This window comes from Enterococcus sp. 5B3_DIV0040, from assembly GCF_002140755.1.
GTDB classification, from domain to species: domain Bacteria; phylum Bacillota; class Bacilli; order Lactobacillales; family Enterococcaceae; genus Enterococcus_D; species Enterococcus_D casseliflavus.
The window spans coordinates 2,351,363-2,367,533 of sequence record NZ_NGLC01000001.1; the positions used below are offsets into that span (position 1 = coordinate 2,351,363).

A 16,171-nucleotide genomic window follows, 5' to 3' on the forward strand; every position below is an offset into this window, starting at 1 on the left:
TTATCCCTCTCTTTCAGCTAAAAATTTTTCCATTTGCTGTTTGACTTCTTCTTTATCCATATACTTTTTGATTGGATAAACGGGTGCTTTCACGGATGCTTTTAACTCATTCAATAATTCATTACTCGTAAAATAAACATCTGCTGGTGTCGCTTTTGCCGTTGATAAATCAGTATTCTCGGCAGTTGCCGTCAACCCTAACTCTTTGATCACCTTGTCGATCGTCATCTTCAATACCATTGAGCTTCCTACACCAAATCCACATACTGCTAAAATTTTCATATCCTTTTCCTCCTATTGGAATAATTGACAAATTTGTTCCCGATCGCCATTTAATATCACGTTGTATTTTTCTTCATCCATAAAGATCGCCATGATCTCTTTCAAGCTTTCTAGATGGCTTTGACTATCTGCGGCGGCTAAGACAAGAAATATCCGCACCGGTTTGCCCTCAAGATCGATGGGCTGTTTCGTTACTAAAAGGCTCATACTTTGTTCCAAAACCCCTTCTCCAGGACGGGCATGCATCAGGGCAAAGTAATCCGCCAACACCATGTAAGGACCATTTTCTTCCACACTTTGAATCATCGCTTCGATGTATTCTGACGTGATCAGCGCTTCATCCAGCAAGGGCTGGCTGGCTAATTTTACGGCTGAGCGCCAATCTGTCACTGTCTCATCCGTTTGTATATGCTTTTCAGGCAAAGAATCCTTCACTTTCATTCTGATTTAACCTCCAACATTTTTGATAGGAACCATTCTTTGTTTTCGATTCCTTGCATGATCAATTTCATCATTGGTTCCACCTTTTGCGTCTCATCCTCTCGGATCATCAATAAAATAATGATGTCGGCTTTTTGGTTGTCCCATTCTACTGGCTGATCCAAAAGCAAAATCGAGATGGCTGTTTTTTCGACATAATTCGGATTGCCATGAGGGATGGCAAAGCCATTATCTAAATAGGTTGATTGTAGCTGCTCTCTTTCAATGACGGATTGCTGAAACTGCGCTTTTCGTTTTTCATCACTAAAAGGGGTTTGTTCGATCAGAAAATTGATGGCTTCTGTTTTGCTGGCAAATCGCTCGAAAAAGACGGTTGGCTGGATCATCGATTGGGCTTGAAGAAGTAAACCATTTTGATCGACTACCGCCTCATTATCGATGACTAAATCGATGTAGTGATTCATGATCCGCTTCATGTCGCGATTGGTCACCATAGGCGAGATCCGTACCACAGGTTTTTGAATCCCGACGAGATCGATGGTTGAAATAATAAAATCGATCGCCGAGATGTCCATCTGCTTTAATTTTTCTACTGAAACGGTTTCGATACTGTCGATCTCTGGCAGAATGCGACGAATTTTCGCAGAGACAAACGAGCTAGTGCCGACGCCATTGGGACAGACAAAAATGATTTTGTTCATGCGGCGCATTCGCTCGATCGCTGCTTGAAAATGGATTGTGACAAATCCGATCTCATCATCAGAGATCCCCACTTGATACGCTTTCAAAAAATCATGGAGCGAGAACCAGACCACGCCATACAAGGCAGGATAGTTTTGTTTGATTTCCTCTAACAAAGGGTTGATGACTGTGGTTTGCGCTTCGATCCGCAACAGCAGTTGATACAGATGGATCGTCACATCTTCTTCCAATCGATTGTCTTGGGTCAAGTCGGTGCCTAAGCCTTCGCTGATTTTTTGAATCAAGTTGCGCACTTTTCCCCGAAAGACGAAAGGAACTTTTTCACTTTTCATAAAAAATTTCAAGCCGCTACCGACAATCAGGTAGGTTAGATATTGCACTTCTTTTGGTGAAAATTGATAAATGTGCTGTTCTTCGATTTCTTTCAGTAGCTCATAGACTAACGGATATTTGTCGAACTCCAAAAACAGTTTCCCCACTTGGCGATTTTCTTCAATCACTAAGTTTTCCGCATGACTCGCCCGTTCGATCAGCAGCACGATGGAAAGGACGATACTTTGGATATAGCTGTCGGGCATTTCCACTTGTTTTTCCACTAACGCTCGACGAAACGCCTGATTTACTTCCTGGTATTTCTCAGGTTCCACCAACAAGGAAAACGCCGCTGGTTGATCCAGCATCATTAAGCAAAAGCGTTTCAGCACCCGATGGATCTGGGATTCACTTCCTTCAAAAAATGTACCTGAATTATCAAATCTCAGACGTAAGCTTTCTTTTTGAAACAGTTCTTTTAAATAAGAAATATCTTTTGCAATACTGCTGCGGGAAACGAAATAATCCTCTGCTAACTGCTGATAGCTGAGGTGCTCGCCAGCAATCAACCGTTTAAAAATCAAAATCCTTCGTTCCGATGTCCCCGAATAATTCATTTTCATACGCTCACCCTCTACCTCTATTTTATTGCTACTGTAACAAATTAGAAGGCTAATTGTTAGATTAAAGAATGATTAAAAGGAGTGTACACTTTGATTTTCAAGGCTCCTGAAGGCATTTTATAACAATTTCAAGGCGCTTTTTTTCACAATCTGCCGCCTTTCTCTTATAATTAAGCTAGGATTTATATAGGAGGAGATAACATGAAATGGCGTGGGGGTAGACAAAGCAGAAATGTCGATGATCGAACGGGGCGATCATCTGGCTCAGGCGGGATGTTGGCTGCTGGTGGCGGGATCGGTACGGTGATCATCGCTGTTTTATTTTTCCTGTTTAGCGGTGGTGATTTAAATTCGCTGCCGGATGTCTTGGGTGGCAGCGGTCAAGCAGCCAATTACCAGACAGAAAATGTGGGCACTAGTGAGTACACGGAGGAAAAAGAATTTTCCGCAGTCGTGTTCGGCTATTTAGAAGATTATTGGCAAGACGTTTTTCAAGAGCGGCAAGAAACCTATCAAGACCCGACACTCGTATTATTTACGGGAAGCGTGCAGTCGGCATGCGGCTATGCCACGTCACAGGTTGGTCCGTTTTATTGCCCAGCAGATGAGAATGTGTACCTTGATCTGAGCTTTGCCAATGAGCTTTCCGATAAATATGGCGCAAGCGGCGACTTCGCAATGGCCTATGTCATCGCCCATGAAGTCGGTCATCATGTGCAAAATGAGCTGGGGATTACCCAACAATTGGACAAAATCCGCCAGCAAGTTTCAGAGAAGGAATACAATCAGTACAGCGTTCGCTTGGAACTGCAAGCTGACTACTTAGCTGGTACTTTTGCGAAATACTTGCAAGGCGAAACCTATCAAGGACAACCGATCTTAGAAGCTGGCGACATTCAAGAAGCAATCACAGCTGCCAATGCCATCGGGGATGATACACTGCAAAAAGAATACCAAGGCTATGTTGTTCCAGATAGTTTTACGCACGGCACATCGCAGCAACGCGTGGACTGGTTTAACCGTGGCTATCGTTATGGTGACTTAGCACATGGCGACACCTTTAATGTCGATAGCCTTGACTTGAGCAAGTAGCTTCAACTAAAAAATCACTCCGAAACAGCATGAACCGCCTGCTGCTTCGGAGTGATTTTAGGTTCTTGTTGCCCCTTCAAGCCTTTTGGTGAAGGGACGCTTTACGCTTTCTTAACTTTCGCAATGATTTTTTCGCAAAAACGTGCCTGCTTCGTCATACTTTTTTCACATTTCGAGACTATTATATAAGCATACCAACAAACAACCCTAACACTTTTTCATTTTTACTCCTTTGCCTGTCAGTCCCCGCTGACAGGCTCTTTTTTTGTCTTTTGATTGATATACTCAGACTTGCAAGTCTTTGCGCTCATAACGGGAAAAGGTGCCAAAGAAACAGATGATACCGATCAGCAGTACCCATAGGACTGATGTGGCGCCGTTATCCATGAGTTGGACGGGTAATGCCATGCGGACGGGTGAAAGTCCTGCTAGCCATTCCAATTTATCGTAGAGTTCCCCCACGATGCCGAGCAAATACAGACCGAACACGCAGCCTAAGCCGACGCTGGCGGTTTGTTTGCTGGAACGCAAGATCGTGGATAAAAAGAAACCTAGACAGAGGAAGAAGACTAAGACACCGTACTCGGCAACGAAGATTTTGCTGATTTCTTCTATAAAAGCGGACAGGTCATCTTCAGGTAGTTTGAACAAAGCAAATGAGGCCAGACTACTGCCGTAAGCAATCAGCCAAAAGCCAGTCAGCAACAACAATCGAGCGAGGAACTTCCACCCAACGATTTCTCTGCGGCTAATAGGCTGAGCGTATAAATACTCGATCGTTCCTTCTGATTCTTCAGTGATCAGACTGTTCAAGCCTAAAAGCATCCCATAAATACACGCAGCGATAAATAAGTATTGAAAGTAGTACCCGAAAAAACCTGTTGGAGAAACCAAACTTGAGGGTCCTGTCAGTTGAATGTTAAAGATGCCTAGTAATTCTGGGCTGAAAGAGCCCAACATCTGGTCTAACGACGTTTTCATTTCTGGCGTGATCATTTGAGGATAGATAGCCGTAAATGCAAAAATGATTGCTGCAAAAAGGATCGCCCAGACTAGCCAGCCTTTGAAGGTATTTTTAAGATCGATTTTCATTAAAGTCATTTTTGAGAACCTCCTTCATACAGGAGCATAAATTGCTGTTCAAGGGTTGGGTGCTCGATCGTGAACTCTTTAATGGCAGGATTGGTTAGAAAATGTGCCAGCTGATTCATGTCCCCTTGATAGAAAAAACGCAAGCTGTGTGATTCCTGAGCAAGAACTTGTACGTTTTCCAAGCCGACTAATGAGATACTGTCCTCATTCGTGAGCGTTACAACTTTGCCGAAATTTTCTTCCTCACTCAGTTCTTTTACGGTGATGATCTGTCCTTCACGAATAAAGGCGGTACGATGGGCATAGGTCTGAATTTCATGCAGATCATGACTGGATAGAAAAATCGTCATCCCCTGTTTGTTTCTTCTGAGAAGCTCTTCAAACAGCCGTTTTTGGATCAAGGGATCTAAGCCATTGGTCGGCTCATCTAAAATCAGCATTCTCGGTTGTGCAATCAAGGCGCTCGCAAGCCCGACTTTTTTCTTGTTCCCTAAAGAAAGTTCTGCGATCGATTTGTTGGGATCAATTTGAAAAAGCTCCATCAATTCCTGAATCTCTTTTTTTGGCTGCTTGACTTGATGAAAATCTGCCGTAAATGCCAGTAGTTCTGCTGTCGTCATTTTTGAATAAAACCGTACATCACTGGAAACATACCCAGTAAACGTTTTGATCTCTTTGGCTGCTTTTTGGCAATCTCGTCCAAATATCGCTGCCTGCCCTGCATCTGGTTTGATAAAATTCAACAATACTTTGATGGTCGTTGATTTTCCCGCACCATTTGGTCCGATAAAGCCAAAAATCTCTCCTTCTGCCACTTGCAATGATACGTTCTCGATGGCGTACTTCTTGTTGTATTGTTTGCTTAGTCCGTTGATCGTAATGGCATCCATCCTGTCCCCTCCTTGTACTGCTTTGATGCCATCAGTGTAGCCTTATTTCGCATTTCCGTCAATCAAAGATCTAAAAGGCTTCCGCTGGAATGTTTTACGAAAATCATCAACAGATTGACACACTTCTATTGCTTTCTCTTCCTATTTTTTTCACATTTTCCCGCTATTATCAATACATACCAACAAACAACCCTAACACTTTTTCATTTTTACTCCTATCCCGCCAGTCCCCGCTGGCGGGCTCCTTTTTTTTTGCGGCAAAAAAACGCAGACCTAGCAGCAACTGACTTTAGCAAATGTAGCACTCGCTAAAGTCAATTGACTGACTATCCTGCGTTTTTTGGCTCGATCATTTCTGGGACGGATGAATCAACTCTGATTTATCCGTCCCACTTTCATTATTGACAATGCGTCCGTTTTTTTAAGTTTTCATGGGTTGATTTATCAACGAAACGGATTGTAGAAACGTCCGCCATTAAGGACCATCAAGGACAATCCGAGCGCCACGATCAAGCAAACGACAGCAATCGCCAAGAGATCTTTGCCTTGGATCGGCTTAGCTTTCAGCCAGGTACGCTGCTTATGCTTGCCAAACCTTCTTAGCTCCATGGCAGCAGAAATATGGTCGATCCGTTCCAAGCTGGAAAAAATCAAAGGAATCGCGATCGCGACATTGCCTGCCACTCGCTTGCGCAAAGGTGCTTTTTTAGAAAGCTCCACGCCCCGTGCTTGCTGCGCTTTGGCAATGGTCCGAAAATCATCTTGAATATCAGGAATGTAACGCAAAGCCAGTGCGACTGCATAGGCGATCTTGTAGGAAATCCCGATGCGGTTAATGCTGGACGCCAACTCGCTTGGATTGGTGGTAAACAGGAAAATCAACCCTGGGGGAATCGTGACAAAATATTTGATCAACAGATTCAGCTCATAAAACACTTGCTCTTGGGTCAATGTATACCGACCGATCCCTTCGAAAATCACGTGGCGCGTACCGTAGATCTCCACCCCATATTCTGGTGCGAAAAGATAGACCGCCACCAAATTCAAAAGCGAAAAAAAGATGATAAATTTTAATACAAAAGCGATATCTCGGTAGCGAATTCCAGCACTGGCAAATAGAAAGACCGAAAACAATGCCAGTCCAATGAGAAAGCGCGTATCATAAGAGATCATCCCGATGACGGATAGCAGCAAAAAACAAATCAGTTTTGCGGCACCGCTTAATTGGTGAATCCATGTTTTGCGGTCAAGATAGCCGATTAGATTACTCTCCATCGTGTCCCTCCTTCTCGCTGGCAATGAAGGCGGCAGTAAAAGCGGCGGGATCTGTCAGCTGGTTAAGGGTCGCCAGTGTATACAAGCTGGTTTCTTTGAGGTTCGCGGCACTCACCACTTGTTTGTCTGCTAAAACAACTTCTGGCGGTGCGTCCAGCAAAATCGTTCCTTTTGTCAAAACGATCGTCCGCTGTGTATACTCCAACATCAAATGCATATCGTGGGTGATCATAACGATCGTTAATCCCCGCTGGTTCAACTCCTGTAAAAATTGCATCATTTCGGTGTAATGGCGATAGTCTTGTCCCGCTGTCGGCTCATCCAATAAAATGAGTTCAGGATCTAAGACGAGGATCGCTGCAATGGCGGCTCGGCGTTTTTGCCCATGACTTAGTGCCGACAATGGCCATGAGCGAAACGGATAAAGACCACAGATTTTTAAGGTCTGATGAACTTTTTCTGTAATTTCAGCCTCTGGAACGTTTCGGTTGCGCAAGCCTAAGGCAACTTCGTCAAACAGGAAGTTTTTTGACAGCATTTGATTGCTGTTTTGCAAAACATACCCGATTTTTTGCGCTCGTTCTTTGATGGAATCATTGCCCATGTCCGTTCCTTGCCAAAGCAATTTGCCAGAAGTCGGAGTCAAAAAACCGGTAATCAAATGGGACAAGGTCGATTTCCCTGCGCCATTATGCCCGACCAAACTAATCATTTCTCCTTGATGGATGGTAAAATCCAGTGCCTGCAAAATGGGTTTGCCCACTTGGTAGGAAAACGATAGATTCTTCGCTTCCAATAACGGCGGCTGGTGGCTAGGGAGCGCCGGTTTCGGAAATTTTTCTTGAAACTGAGTCAGTTTTTCGGCAATCTCAGGTGATGCAAATGCTTCTACCGCGACCAAATCAGCAGCGTCGGTCACGGGAACCCCCGCTTTTTTTAAAGCAGCTAAATACAGTGGTTCACGAATGCCGACTTGCTGTAGCATGTCCGTTTTTAATAGTTCATTCGGTGTACTGTCGGCAAGGATGCGGCCTTCTTCCATCACGATGATGCGATCGACAGCTGCGGCTAACACTTCTTCTAAGCGATGTTCAATGATGATGGTGGTAAAACGCTTCTCTTGATAAAGCTGGTCGATCATTTTGATGGCTTCCACACCTGTTTGCGGATCCAAGTTGGCTAGCGGCTCATCAAACAGTAGAATCGGTGTTTCATCGATCAAAACACCTGCCATTGAAACACGTTGCTTTTGGCCACCCGATAATTCCTGCGGTTTTTTCGCCAAATGATCCACTAAGTCAGTCTTTTCTGCCCAAAAACGCAGCGCCTCTTGCATCACTGCTTGACTGCGCTGATCGTTTTCCAATGAAAATACGATATCTTCTGCTACGGTCAAGCCTACAAATTGGCTATCGGTGTCTTGCAGCACCGTGCCGACGGTCAAAGACAGCTCGTAGATGGAAGCTTGCCCGAAGGCATTGGTACCGATCGTCAATTCTCCAGTACTACTGCCTTTGTCGTTTTGCGGGATCAAACCGTTCAAACATTTTCCTAATGTACTTTTGCCAGAACCGCTGGCACCGACGATCAGGACTTTTTCTCCTTCATAGATCGTTAGATCGATGTTTTTCAAGGTCGGTTCCGCTTGTGCATCATATTGGAAAGAAAAATTCGTAAATTGAATAATTTTTTGTTTCATTTTTTAGCCTTCACACATTTCTTTGGTTAGGATTCCTTGCTCAAGCTGCCTTTTTTGGTTTTGGTTTGGGCATAGGCTTTTAGCAGGATCACTCCGATTATCCCAGTTACGACTGCATTGGTCAATCCCGCAATGACTCCTTGCGTAAAGACTTTGTTCGCTGGTTCGCCATAGATCAAAATATCCCCGATCGGGGCAATGATCACCCAGACGACCAAATTTGCGATCGTTTCACCGATCAAGAAGGTCCGAATTTCTTTAACGCCAAAGGTTCCTTGCTGGATTGGAATCCAACGAGTCAAAAGTCCAAAGAACACCCCTAAGATCCCAGAGGCGGCGATCCAAGACCACCATGGACCATAAGTCGTTAAATCTCCTAGGGCATGCCCGATAAAACCTGCTAAACCAGCCACGATCGGACCGTAGACAACGCCTAATAGCGCCAAGAAAGGATAGGCTGTGGCGATATCTGTATTTGGGAAACCCGTCGGGATCGTGACGAAACGTTTTAAGACGAAAAAGACCGCAGCACCGATACCGATTGCAACAATGTGTTTTACTGTAAATTTTGATTGATTCATTTTTCATTTCTCCTTTTTTTGAGGGTAATTTTCCAATTCGTGCCAGTGCCGATTTTATAGGTTTCAGCAAATGAAGCCAAGTTGAGTCCTAAACCGATATTCAGCAAGGAATTGACATATAAGACGGGTTCTTGTTCTGCCACTTGCGCAAAGGAGCGTCCGAAACGCACTTCTTCTTGATAACGCAGGGTATCTTGGTAGTAGATACTGACGAGCAGCGACTCATTGTATTGGACCTGCCATTGCTTAAAGAACGTGTGGGGAATATTCGTCCACAACGAACCAAAGCGGATATCGAGAATATCGATCGTCCCTGTGATCGTTTTAGCTGTTTGGCTTGGCTTTTCAATGGCAAAAACTTGGATCGCTTCTTTAGGTTCAGGTGTTCCTAGCTCTTCAAAGCTGATGGCACCGCTGGCGAGCCGAGCGGCATTATACATATAAACATCCCGACCATGAAACGTATGGCTTTCGGCTGATCCTGCCAAGCGCTCAGTTGCCTCATTGATCACCCGAAGTTCAGCGATTCCGATATAAGTCGCTAAATAGGTCAGGGTGCCGTTATCTGGTGTCAAAACCAACTGCCCGGTCGCCAGCTTGGCAACCACACTTCGTCGATCAGACCCTACGCCAGGATCGACCACTGAAACAAAGACTGTTCCTGCTGGCCAATAGGTGACGCTTTGCAGCAGGCGATAGCTGGCGTCATGAATGTTGTATGGCTCGATCTCATGAGTCAAATCCGCAATGACCAGCTCTGGTGCCACTTGATAGGCTACCCCGTACATCGCATTGACCGCTCCATCTTGCAAACCAAAATCGGTTTGAACCACTAATTTGTGCATTTTCTCTCCTCCCAACAACCTTTCTCCTTTTCAACAAAACCATCGCATGAAACAGCTGACCCTACAGACACAAAAAAAGCCCTTAGCCAAAGCTAAGGGCATCACCTGCGGTACCACCTTAATCTGTAAAGCCTTCACAGGCCTCACCTCATTCAGTACCCGAAAACACTCGGAGACTGTCGCTTGTTAACGGGGCAACCGTATTTTCCTAATTAGTCAGAAAATCCGCTCCAAAGTCATTTTCAAATCATTCGTTGTCGTTCCTTCTCACCTACCGGAACTCTCTGCTAGACAACTTCCTTGATTCTACTTTCTTTTTCATCGCGTTTGCATTTTGTTTCATTTAAATTATCAAAGCTTGTGCCTTTTGTCAATTCTCTTTTAAGAAAAAATTCAAACAGAAGGCATAATTTGTCAAAAGATTCACGCAATTCCTGAATTTCGCTCGAAAATTCTTCATATTTTCTCGGTATGATACTTGTATACCAACAAACAACCCTAACACTTTTTCATTTTTACTCCTTCCCGCCAGTCCCCGCTGGCGGGCTCCTTTTTGTCTTCTGACTGTTTTACATGGTTTCACTTTTTCTTGGCGATTTCTTCCCAGAATTCTGTTTGATTCGTCAACTTTTTTTCACATTTTCACGCTATTATAAATGCATACCAACAAACAACCCTAACACTTTTTCATTTTTACTCCTTCCCGCCAGTCCCCGCTGGCGGGCTCCTTTTTGTCTTCTGACTGTTTTATCTAGTTTCACTTTTTCTTGGCGATTTCTTCTCAGAATTCTGTTTGATTCGTCAACTTTTTTTCACATTTACACGCTATTATAAATGTATACCAACAAACAACCCTAACACTTTTTCATTTTTACTCCTATCCCGCCAGTCCCCACTGGCGGGCTCCTTTTTGTGAGATTGGACTTGCATTTCTTCCTAGAAAGGATTATCTTTATCTTATGCGGAAGTGGCGGAATGGCAGACGCGCACGCTTCAGGCGCGTGTGAGTTTATCTCGTGTGGGTTCAACTCCCATCTTCCGCATTTAGCAGTTCAGCTTTCTGAACTGCTTTTTTTGTTGCAAAAAGCGCATGTTCATCGAATAAACATGCGCTCTTCATTCAGCTATTTTTCTCCTTATTCACTGACATAGGCGGTGCGGAAAAAGAAATGCGCGCCATAGGCTGGGAATTGGATGTCTTTTACATTTGATTTGATCAGATAATTTGAAGCACTTTGGTATAGAGGGACTTGCGCAGCATCTTGTTCCAACAAAATTTCTTCTGCCGCTTTGTAATCTTCAAAATATTGATCGGGGTCATTGGCATGAACGGTGCGAGCATCTTCCGTCAATGCCGTATATTCTTCGTTGACATAGCCGCCGTAGTTAAAGGAAGCGCCGTTTTTGTATAAGATAAAGAACATATCCATGTCACTGCTTCCAGCGATCCAGCCAGAAACGGAAAGCTCATAATCACTATTTGCTCTTGATTGATTCAAGCTGGCACGTGGCTGTTTGTTGATGGAGATCGACAAACCTGGCAAGTTTTCTTGCAGTTGGCTTTGCAAGTACTCCCCGATTTTTTGACCATTGTCATCATCTGTCACTAATAAACGCAGCGTCGTACTTTCGCCAATTTCCGCTTGGGCTTTTTCCCACTCTTCCTTGGCAGCCTCTAACTCATACAGATTATAATCACCGCTATATGCTCGAAAATCTTCGCCAGTATTTGGATTCGCAGCTAAGCCGGTAGGGATCAATCCATTTAAAACTTTCGCTCCATCGTTCAACACATTATCCACGAGACTTTCTTTGTCGATCGCCAACGCGATCGCTTTACGCACATGAACATTTGCTAAGGCATCGTTGGCGGTTTTATTGAAGTCTAAGAAAAAGTTCGCCACATCGTTTTGCGTAACTAGTTCTTCATTGTCCCCGTATTGTTGGACGTAGATCCCGCTGATTTTTTGCAAATCAAGGTCGCCGCTTTCAAACAATTGGATCCCCGTATTTTCTTCTTTGATGGTGGAGCCCTTGATCTCCTCCAATTGAACGACATCAGCATCGTAGTATTGGTCGTTTTTCACTAGCGTCCACTCATCTCCAGTCTGTTGCCAATCGGTTAAAGTAAAGGGACCAGAATACAACAAATCTTCACTTGTCCGGGCATAGGTCTCGCCTTTTTCTTCAACAAAGGCTTGATTTTGCGGTGCCAACCAGCCGATGGAAATCAAGGATAAAAACGAAGGCTGCGGCTGCTCCAACTGTACGATAAAGGTCGCGTCATCTGGGGTTTCCAGACCAATCGTTTCTACGTCTGCATTGCCTTCACGAATGTCTTTACTATTGACTACATTATCCAACAAATAGGCATTTGGTCCCATCGTTGCTGGATCAACTAACTTTTTCCACGCATAAGCAAAGTCAGCCGAAGTGATCGCTTCGCCATTGCTCCATTTCGCATCGTCTCGCAAAGTAAAGGTATAGGTTTTGCCATCTTCACTGATTTCGACTCCTTCTGCCAAGCCTGGAACTGGTTCGCTGTTTTCATCGAAACGGTAGAGCCCTTCGAATAAATGTTGTACGATGGTAAACGTTGCTTTATCCGTCGTTTGGGTCGTATCGAGAGTCGTCAGCTCAGCTGGTAGACTCACCGCGATCGCTTGATTCGGCGCTCCGTTAGTTTCAGCCTCTGATCCCTCAGTATTTCCTGTTGTCGTGCAGCCAGAAAGGGTCAACCCAATCACTCCTGCTGCAACCAATAAACGCTTCTTCCAGATCATTTTCATTCTTCCTCCTATGTGATTGCGAAACCAACGCAAGTGTTTTTCATGACAGCAAAAAACGCATTCAACGATAAAAAGAAAAAACCTCATCCCTTTGCTTATCAACTTTGACAAACAAAGGGACGAGATTTTCGTGTTACCACCCTTTTTCGCACCATTCTCACAAATGGCACCTCAACAGTACGCTAAGATACTTGGCACGGTAACGGCTGCTTTCCGTCTGATTTGCGTGAACAAATCAGATCACTCAGAGCTCATCTTCACTTTTTTTCTGCTGCCCTTTCTCACCATCCGGGTTCTCTTCTAACAGATTCCAAAGCTACTCTTCTCTTCATCGTCTTTCTTTTTATCTAAAAAACAGGTAAATGACGTTTTTTTGTCTATTTCATGATTGTTTTAAAGTATACTATTGGTGTTTTTGGAAGTCAACAAGAATTGCGAATATTCAGTTTTTTATGATTTTTCTATCAGAGCTTGTTTTGCGTCTTGCTTGCCTTTCGTCACGTTCTTCTCTAGGATAAGAACTAGATAAGCCTTCTGATTTGTAAAAAGGAGTGTGCCAAAATGAAATTAGCAGAAGCGTTACTTTTAAGACGAGATTTGAACAATCGTCTGTTTCAATTGCGCAACGAAATCTCTAGCAGTGTGTTAGTCCAAGAAGGCGATACCTTGGATCGCAGTATCACAGAATTGTTCAAGGAATACGATGAGATCAATCAACAGTATTCAGAATTAGTCGTAGCCATCAATCGGAAAAATGCGACTGCCTCTTTAGCAGATAGTGCGTTATTGTTGATGGAAGCACTAGAACAGCGAGAACAGCTGCGCCGCAAGCATGCACTGCTTACGCAAGCACTGGATGAAACCAAAGCAGCTCCCCGAATGGGTCGCAACGAAATTCGACTGGTGCGCACGATCGATACAAAAACGCTAACGGAGCAATTGAATGCGACCGCCAAACAGCTGCGAGAATTAGATGGAAAGATCCAACAAACCAACTGGCTAGTCGATCTTTAACAAACATGGGTGGGTGTCAAAGGCGAGCACAAAGCAGGTACAGGCTGATATGTACACTATAGATCGTCTGGCAGAGACGTAAACGTAACAACCACTGCTTACGAATCACAATCGTAACAATCACATTGTATTTTTTAGCGACCACGTGCTGATTTGACTGGATGGGAAAAACCCTCTTCTTTTTTTGAGAAGAGGGTTGTTTTTATCGTATCCAGCCGTACTTTGAGGCGGCTCTTTTACTGCGGAGCCTGTTCCTTTTTACGCACAGCGGAAGGTCGCGCCAGAAATGCTTGCCCTTTCTCACTGCTCCAAAACGCCTTCATCAATGCCGTCAATCCCTCTTTGGTTTGATTGGCACCAAAGAAAGGACTGCCGGGTTCTAACATGATGCCATTAGCTAAAGCACCGATAGGAAAGGGATCAAAGCTGAAGGCAGCAACGATTTCTGCTGTCTGATCAAGGGCGGTTTGGTCATCACCAGCAATGGCGATGGCTTTTTTGGCAGTTCCTTGAGCAGCCGTTCTCGTCAGCAAAGATTCCTCTTGGATATCGTGGTACCCCATATGATTGAATCCTTTGACTACTTTACTTTGGGAAAAATAGCGTTGCACACGTTCCGAAGAAGTCTGCTCGATGGATGAGTATTCTGTTTCTTTGCCATCGACTTCCCACCAATAATTCATGGCATCGATCACTAGCTTGCCAGCCAAAGCTTCTGCTGGCAGCTGTTGGTACTTACTCAATGGGATTGCCAAAAGGATCGTTTGGGCTTCTGTCATCACTTCAGCGGCATTTTTTGCGATCGCTCCCGGAGCCAACACAGAAATGGACAAGGCGATTTTTTCTGCTGGCTTCGTACTAGCGATCAAGACCCGATAGCCCGCCTGGGCACCAAGATTTGCGAGCGCTAAGCCTAACTTGCCTGCGCCTAAAATACCGATGGTTTTAGGCATTGCCATCACCTGCTGCCAACAATTCTTTCACCCGTGGAATCACTTTGGTTCCATACAATTCAATCGTTTTGAAACGGTCTTTTTGCAGCTGTCCGCCAGTACCGTAAACCAGATCAAAGCGTTCTACACCGACTTGCGGCATCATACGGGCGATTTTTTGCGCCACGGTTTCTGGACTGCCTACATAGTAAGATCCATGTTCGACTTCAAAGTCAAAGCGCTCTTTGCTCATGGCTGGCCAGCCGCGATCAAGACCGATTTTGTCCATGCTCTTTTTGATGTAGTTCCAGCCGATTTCATAGGCTTCTTCGTCGGTGTCGGCGATCACACCATGGGAGTGCATGCCGATTGGCAGAATCGGTTGCCCCAATTGCTGCGCTGCCTTTTTATACAGATCAACATAGGGCGCAAAACGAGCAGGTTCGCCACCGATGATCGCTAACATAACGGGAAACCCATAACGGACGGCACGAATGATCGATTCAGGGGTTCCACCGACACCCACATAGGTATCTAATTGATGCCCCTCGATTTTTGGAAAAACGTCGGCATTTTTTAAGGATTGCGTGAACTTGCCTTCCCAGGTTAATGGTTTGCCTTTTCTCAATTCACTGAACATCTCTGTTTTTTCTTCAAATAGTTCTTCATAATCTTGCAAGTCATAGCCGAATAGAGGGAATGATTCAGTAAAAGATCCTCGTCCCAGCATGATTTGTGCACGACCGTTCGACAACGCGTCAACGGTCGCAAACCGTTCGTAGACCCGCACGGGATCATCCGAACTCAAGACAGTTACACCGGTACCTAATTTGATGGTTTTGGTAACCATCGCTAAAGCCGCTAGTACCGTATCAGGACTTGAAATCGAATACTCTTCCCGATGGTGCTCCCCTAAGGCAATGACATCGATGCCGACTTCATCGGCTAATTTTCCTTCTGCCACGATATTGCGCAACGATTCGCTATAACTGATCCGTTCTTTCGTTGTATCATCAAAGGCTAGATCGCCAAACGTATCTAACCCAAATTCAAGATTTCTGTGATTGATGGTCATTTTCTTTTCCTCATTTCTCATTACTGATTCTCTGTTCTCACTATAACAAGGAACAAAAAAAGTTGCGAACAATATGCTTACTTTTTGTAAGTTGCCGATTTTAAAGCAAAAAAACACTTTCCCGAACAAAAATTCAGGAAAGTGTTTGGTCTTTAAAGATAGATCCCTTTACTATGGAGATTCACTAAGCATTCTTCCAAGTATGCTTCATCATGTTCTGGATAGATCGGCGTAGTCAAAGGAACAGCTTGAACGGAGGGTTCCAGCGGCAGATTTTTGCCACGATACGCTGGATCGTACCATTCAGGTGCTGGCCGATAGCCTCGATAGGTCATTTCATCCAGCACTAACTGATGGTATTGAAACAATTTATAGGGCGGATGGGTAAAAACGTAATCGACGGTTGCGTGCTTTTTACCCCAGCCTAGCCCCCGCAAGGCTGCTGCTTCACGATGCTGGCCTAACAGCTGCTGCCGAGGCAAAGCAGGTATCAGCGCTTCATGCCATAAGCGCATCGGTTCAGCCTC

15 protein-coding genes, 1 tRNA gene and 1 other annotated feature are annotated in these 16,171 nt (G+C 44.5%); of the genes, 3 read left to right on the forward strand and 13 right to left on the reverse strand.

The window, feature by feature from the left end:
- Genes A5883_RS11095 through A5883_RS11105 form a run of 3 tightly spaced genes read right to left on the reverse strand, consistent with a single transcriptional unit; the run spans position 1 to position 2,360 of the window.
- The gene (locus A5883_RS11095; protein ID WP_005225413.1) at positions 1–282 is read right to left on the reverse strand and encodes a PTS sugar transporter subunit IIB; all 282 of its coding nucleotides are present in this window, start codon (positions 280–282) and stop codon (positions 1–3) included.
- Between the two features lie 12 nt (positions 283–294).
- Positions 295–723, reverse strand: coding sequence for a PTS sugar transporter subunit IIA (locus A5883_RS11100; protein ID WP_074534939.1), 429 nt, complete (start codon positions 721–723; stop codon positions 295–297).
- On the reverse strand, positions 720–2,360 hold the full coding sequence (locus A5883_RS11105) for a BglG family transcription antiterminator (RefSeq protein ID WP_086338568.1): 1,641 nt from the start codon (positions 2,358–2,360) through the stop codon (positions 720–722). The genes A5883_RS11100 and A5883_RS11105 overlap by 4 nt, the downstream gene beginning before the upstream one ends.
- A 201-nt stretch (positions 2,361–2,561) precedes the next feature.
- On the opposite strand from A5883_RS11105, the gene ypfJ reads away from it, so the two are divergent.
- Positions 2,562–3,452 (forward strand): KPN_02809 family neutral zinc metallopeptidase, encoded by an 891-nt coding sequence (gene ypfJ, locus A5883_RS11110; RefSeq protein ID WP_010747705.1) that lies wholly within the window; start codon positions 2,562–2,564, stop codon positions 3,450–3,452.
- 285 nt (positions 3,453–3,737) lie between these two features.
- Here the strand turns inward: ypfJ and A5883_RS11115 are convergent, their stop codons facing one another.
- From A5883_RS11115 to A5883_RS11140, 6 genes are all read right to left on the reverse strand, one after another.
- Complete coding sequence (locus tag A5883_RS11115; RefSeq protein WP_016610651.1) at positions 3,738–4,553, reverse strand: ABC transporter permease subunit; 816 nt, start codon at positions 4,551–4,553, stop codon at positions 3,738–3,740.
- Positions 4,550–5,434, reverse strand: coding sequence for an ABC transporter ATP-binding protein (locus A5883_RS11120; protein ID WP_086338569.1), 885 nt, complete (start codon positions 5,432–5,434; stop codon positions 4,550–4,552). Before A5883_RS11120 ends, A5883_RS11115 begins: the two co-directional genes overlap by 4 nt.
- A 444-nt stretch (positions 5,435–5,878) precedes the next feature.
- Positions 5,879–6,709, reverse strand: coding sequence for an energy-coupling factor transporter transmembrane component T family protein (locus A5883_RS11125; RefSeq protein ID WP_005225404.1), 831 nt, complete (start codon positions 6,707–6,709; stop codon positions 5,879–5,881).
- Positions 6,699–8,408: an ABC transporter ATP-binding protein gene (locus A5883_RS11130; protein WP_086338570.1), complete on the reverse strand. Its 1,710-nt coding sequence runs from the start codon at positions 8,406–8,408 to the stop codon at positions 6,699–6,701. Before A5883_RS11130 ends, A5883_RS11125 begins: the two co-directional genes overlap by 11 nt.
- Positions 8,409–8,434: 26 nt before the next feature.
- A complete protein-coding gene (locus tag A5883_RS11135; protein ID WP_086338571.1) occupies positions 8,435–8,989 on the reverse strand; it encodes an ECF-type riboflavin transporter substrate-binding protein in 555 nt (184 codons plus the stop codon).
- On the reverse strand, positions 8,986–9,834 hold the full coding sequence (locus A5883_RS11140) for an SAM hydrolase/SAM-dependent halogenase family protein (RefSeq protein WP_086338572.1): 849 nt from the start codon (positions 9,832–9,834) through the stop codon (positions 8,986–8,988). The genes A5883_RS11135 and A5883_RS11140 overlap by 4 nt, the downstream gene beginning before the upstream one ends.
- A gap of 91 nt (positions 9,835–9,925) precedes the next feature.
- Positions 9,926–10,165: a binding site (T-box leader), on the reverse strand.
- A 630-nt stretch (positions 10,166–10,795) separates the two neighbouring features.
- Here A5883_RS11140 and A5883_RS11145 point away from each other — a divergent pair.
- Positions 10,796–10,877: transfer RNA gene (locus tag A5883_RS11145), tRNA-Leu, on the forward strand.
- A 93-nt stretch (positions 10,878–10,970) separates the two neighbouring features.
- On the opposite strand, the gene A5883_RS11150 is transcribed toward A5883_RS11145, so the two are convergent.
- Positions 10,971–12,623, reverse strand: coding sequence for a peptide ABC transporter substrate-binding protein (locus A5883_RS11150; RefSeq protein WP_086338573.1), 1,653 nt, complete (start codon positions 12,621–12,623; stop codon positions 10,971–10,973).
- A gap of 561 nt (positions 12,624–13,184) precedes the next feature.
- On the opposite strand from A5883_RS11150, the gene A5883_RS11155 reads away from it, so the two are divergent.
- Positions 13,185–13,637: a DIP1984 family protein gene (locus tag A5883_RS11155; protein WP_005225396.1), complete on the forward strand. Its 453-nt coding sequence runs from the start codon at positions 13,185–13,187 to the stop codon at positions 13,635–13,637.
- 236 nt (positions 13,638–13,873) lie between these two features.
- On the opposite strand, the gene A5883_RS11160 is transcribed toward A5883_RS11155, so the two are convergent.
- The 3 genes from A5883_RS11160 to A5883_RS11170 all read right to left on the reverse strand — a co-directional run bounded on the left by A5883_RS11160 (position 13,874) and on the right by A5883_RS11170 (position 16,159).
- The gene (locus A5883_RS11160; protein WP_086338574.1) at positions 13,874–14,590 is read right to left on the reverse strand and encodes an NADPH-dependent F420 reductase; all 717 of its coding nucleotides are present in this window, start codon (positions 14,588–14,590) and stop codon (positions 13,874–13,876) included.
- Entirely contained in the window at positions 14,583–15,644 is a 1,062-nt protein-coding gene (locus tag A5883_RS11165) for an LLM class flavin-dependent oxidoreductase (protein WP_086338575.1), read from the reverse strand. The genes A5883_RS11160 and A5883_RS11165 overlap by 8 nt, the downstream gene beginning before the upstream one ends.
- A gap of 152 nt (positions 15,645–15,796) precedes the next feature.
- The gene (locus tag A5883_RS11170) at positions 15,797–16,159 is read right to left on the reverse strand and encodes a TIGR02328 family protein (RefSeq protein ID WP_010747697.1); all 363 of its coding nucleotides are present in this window, start codon (positions 16,157–16,159) and stop codon (positions 15,797–15,799) included.
- Positions 16,160–16,171 lie beyond the last annotated feature (12 nt).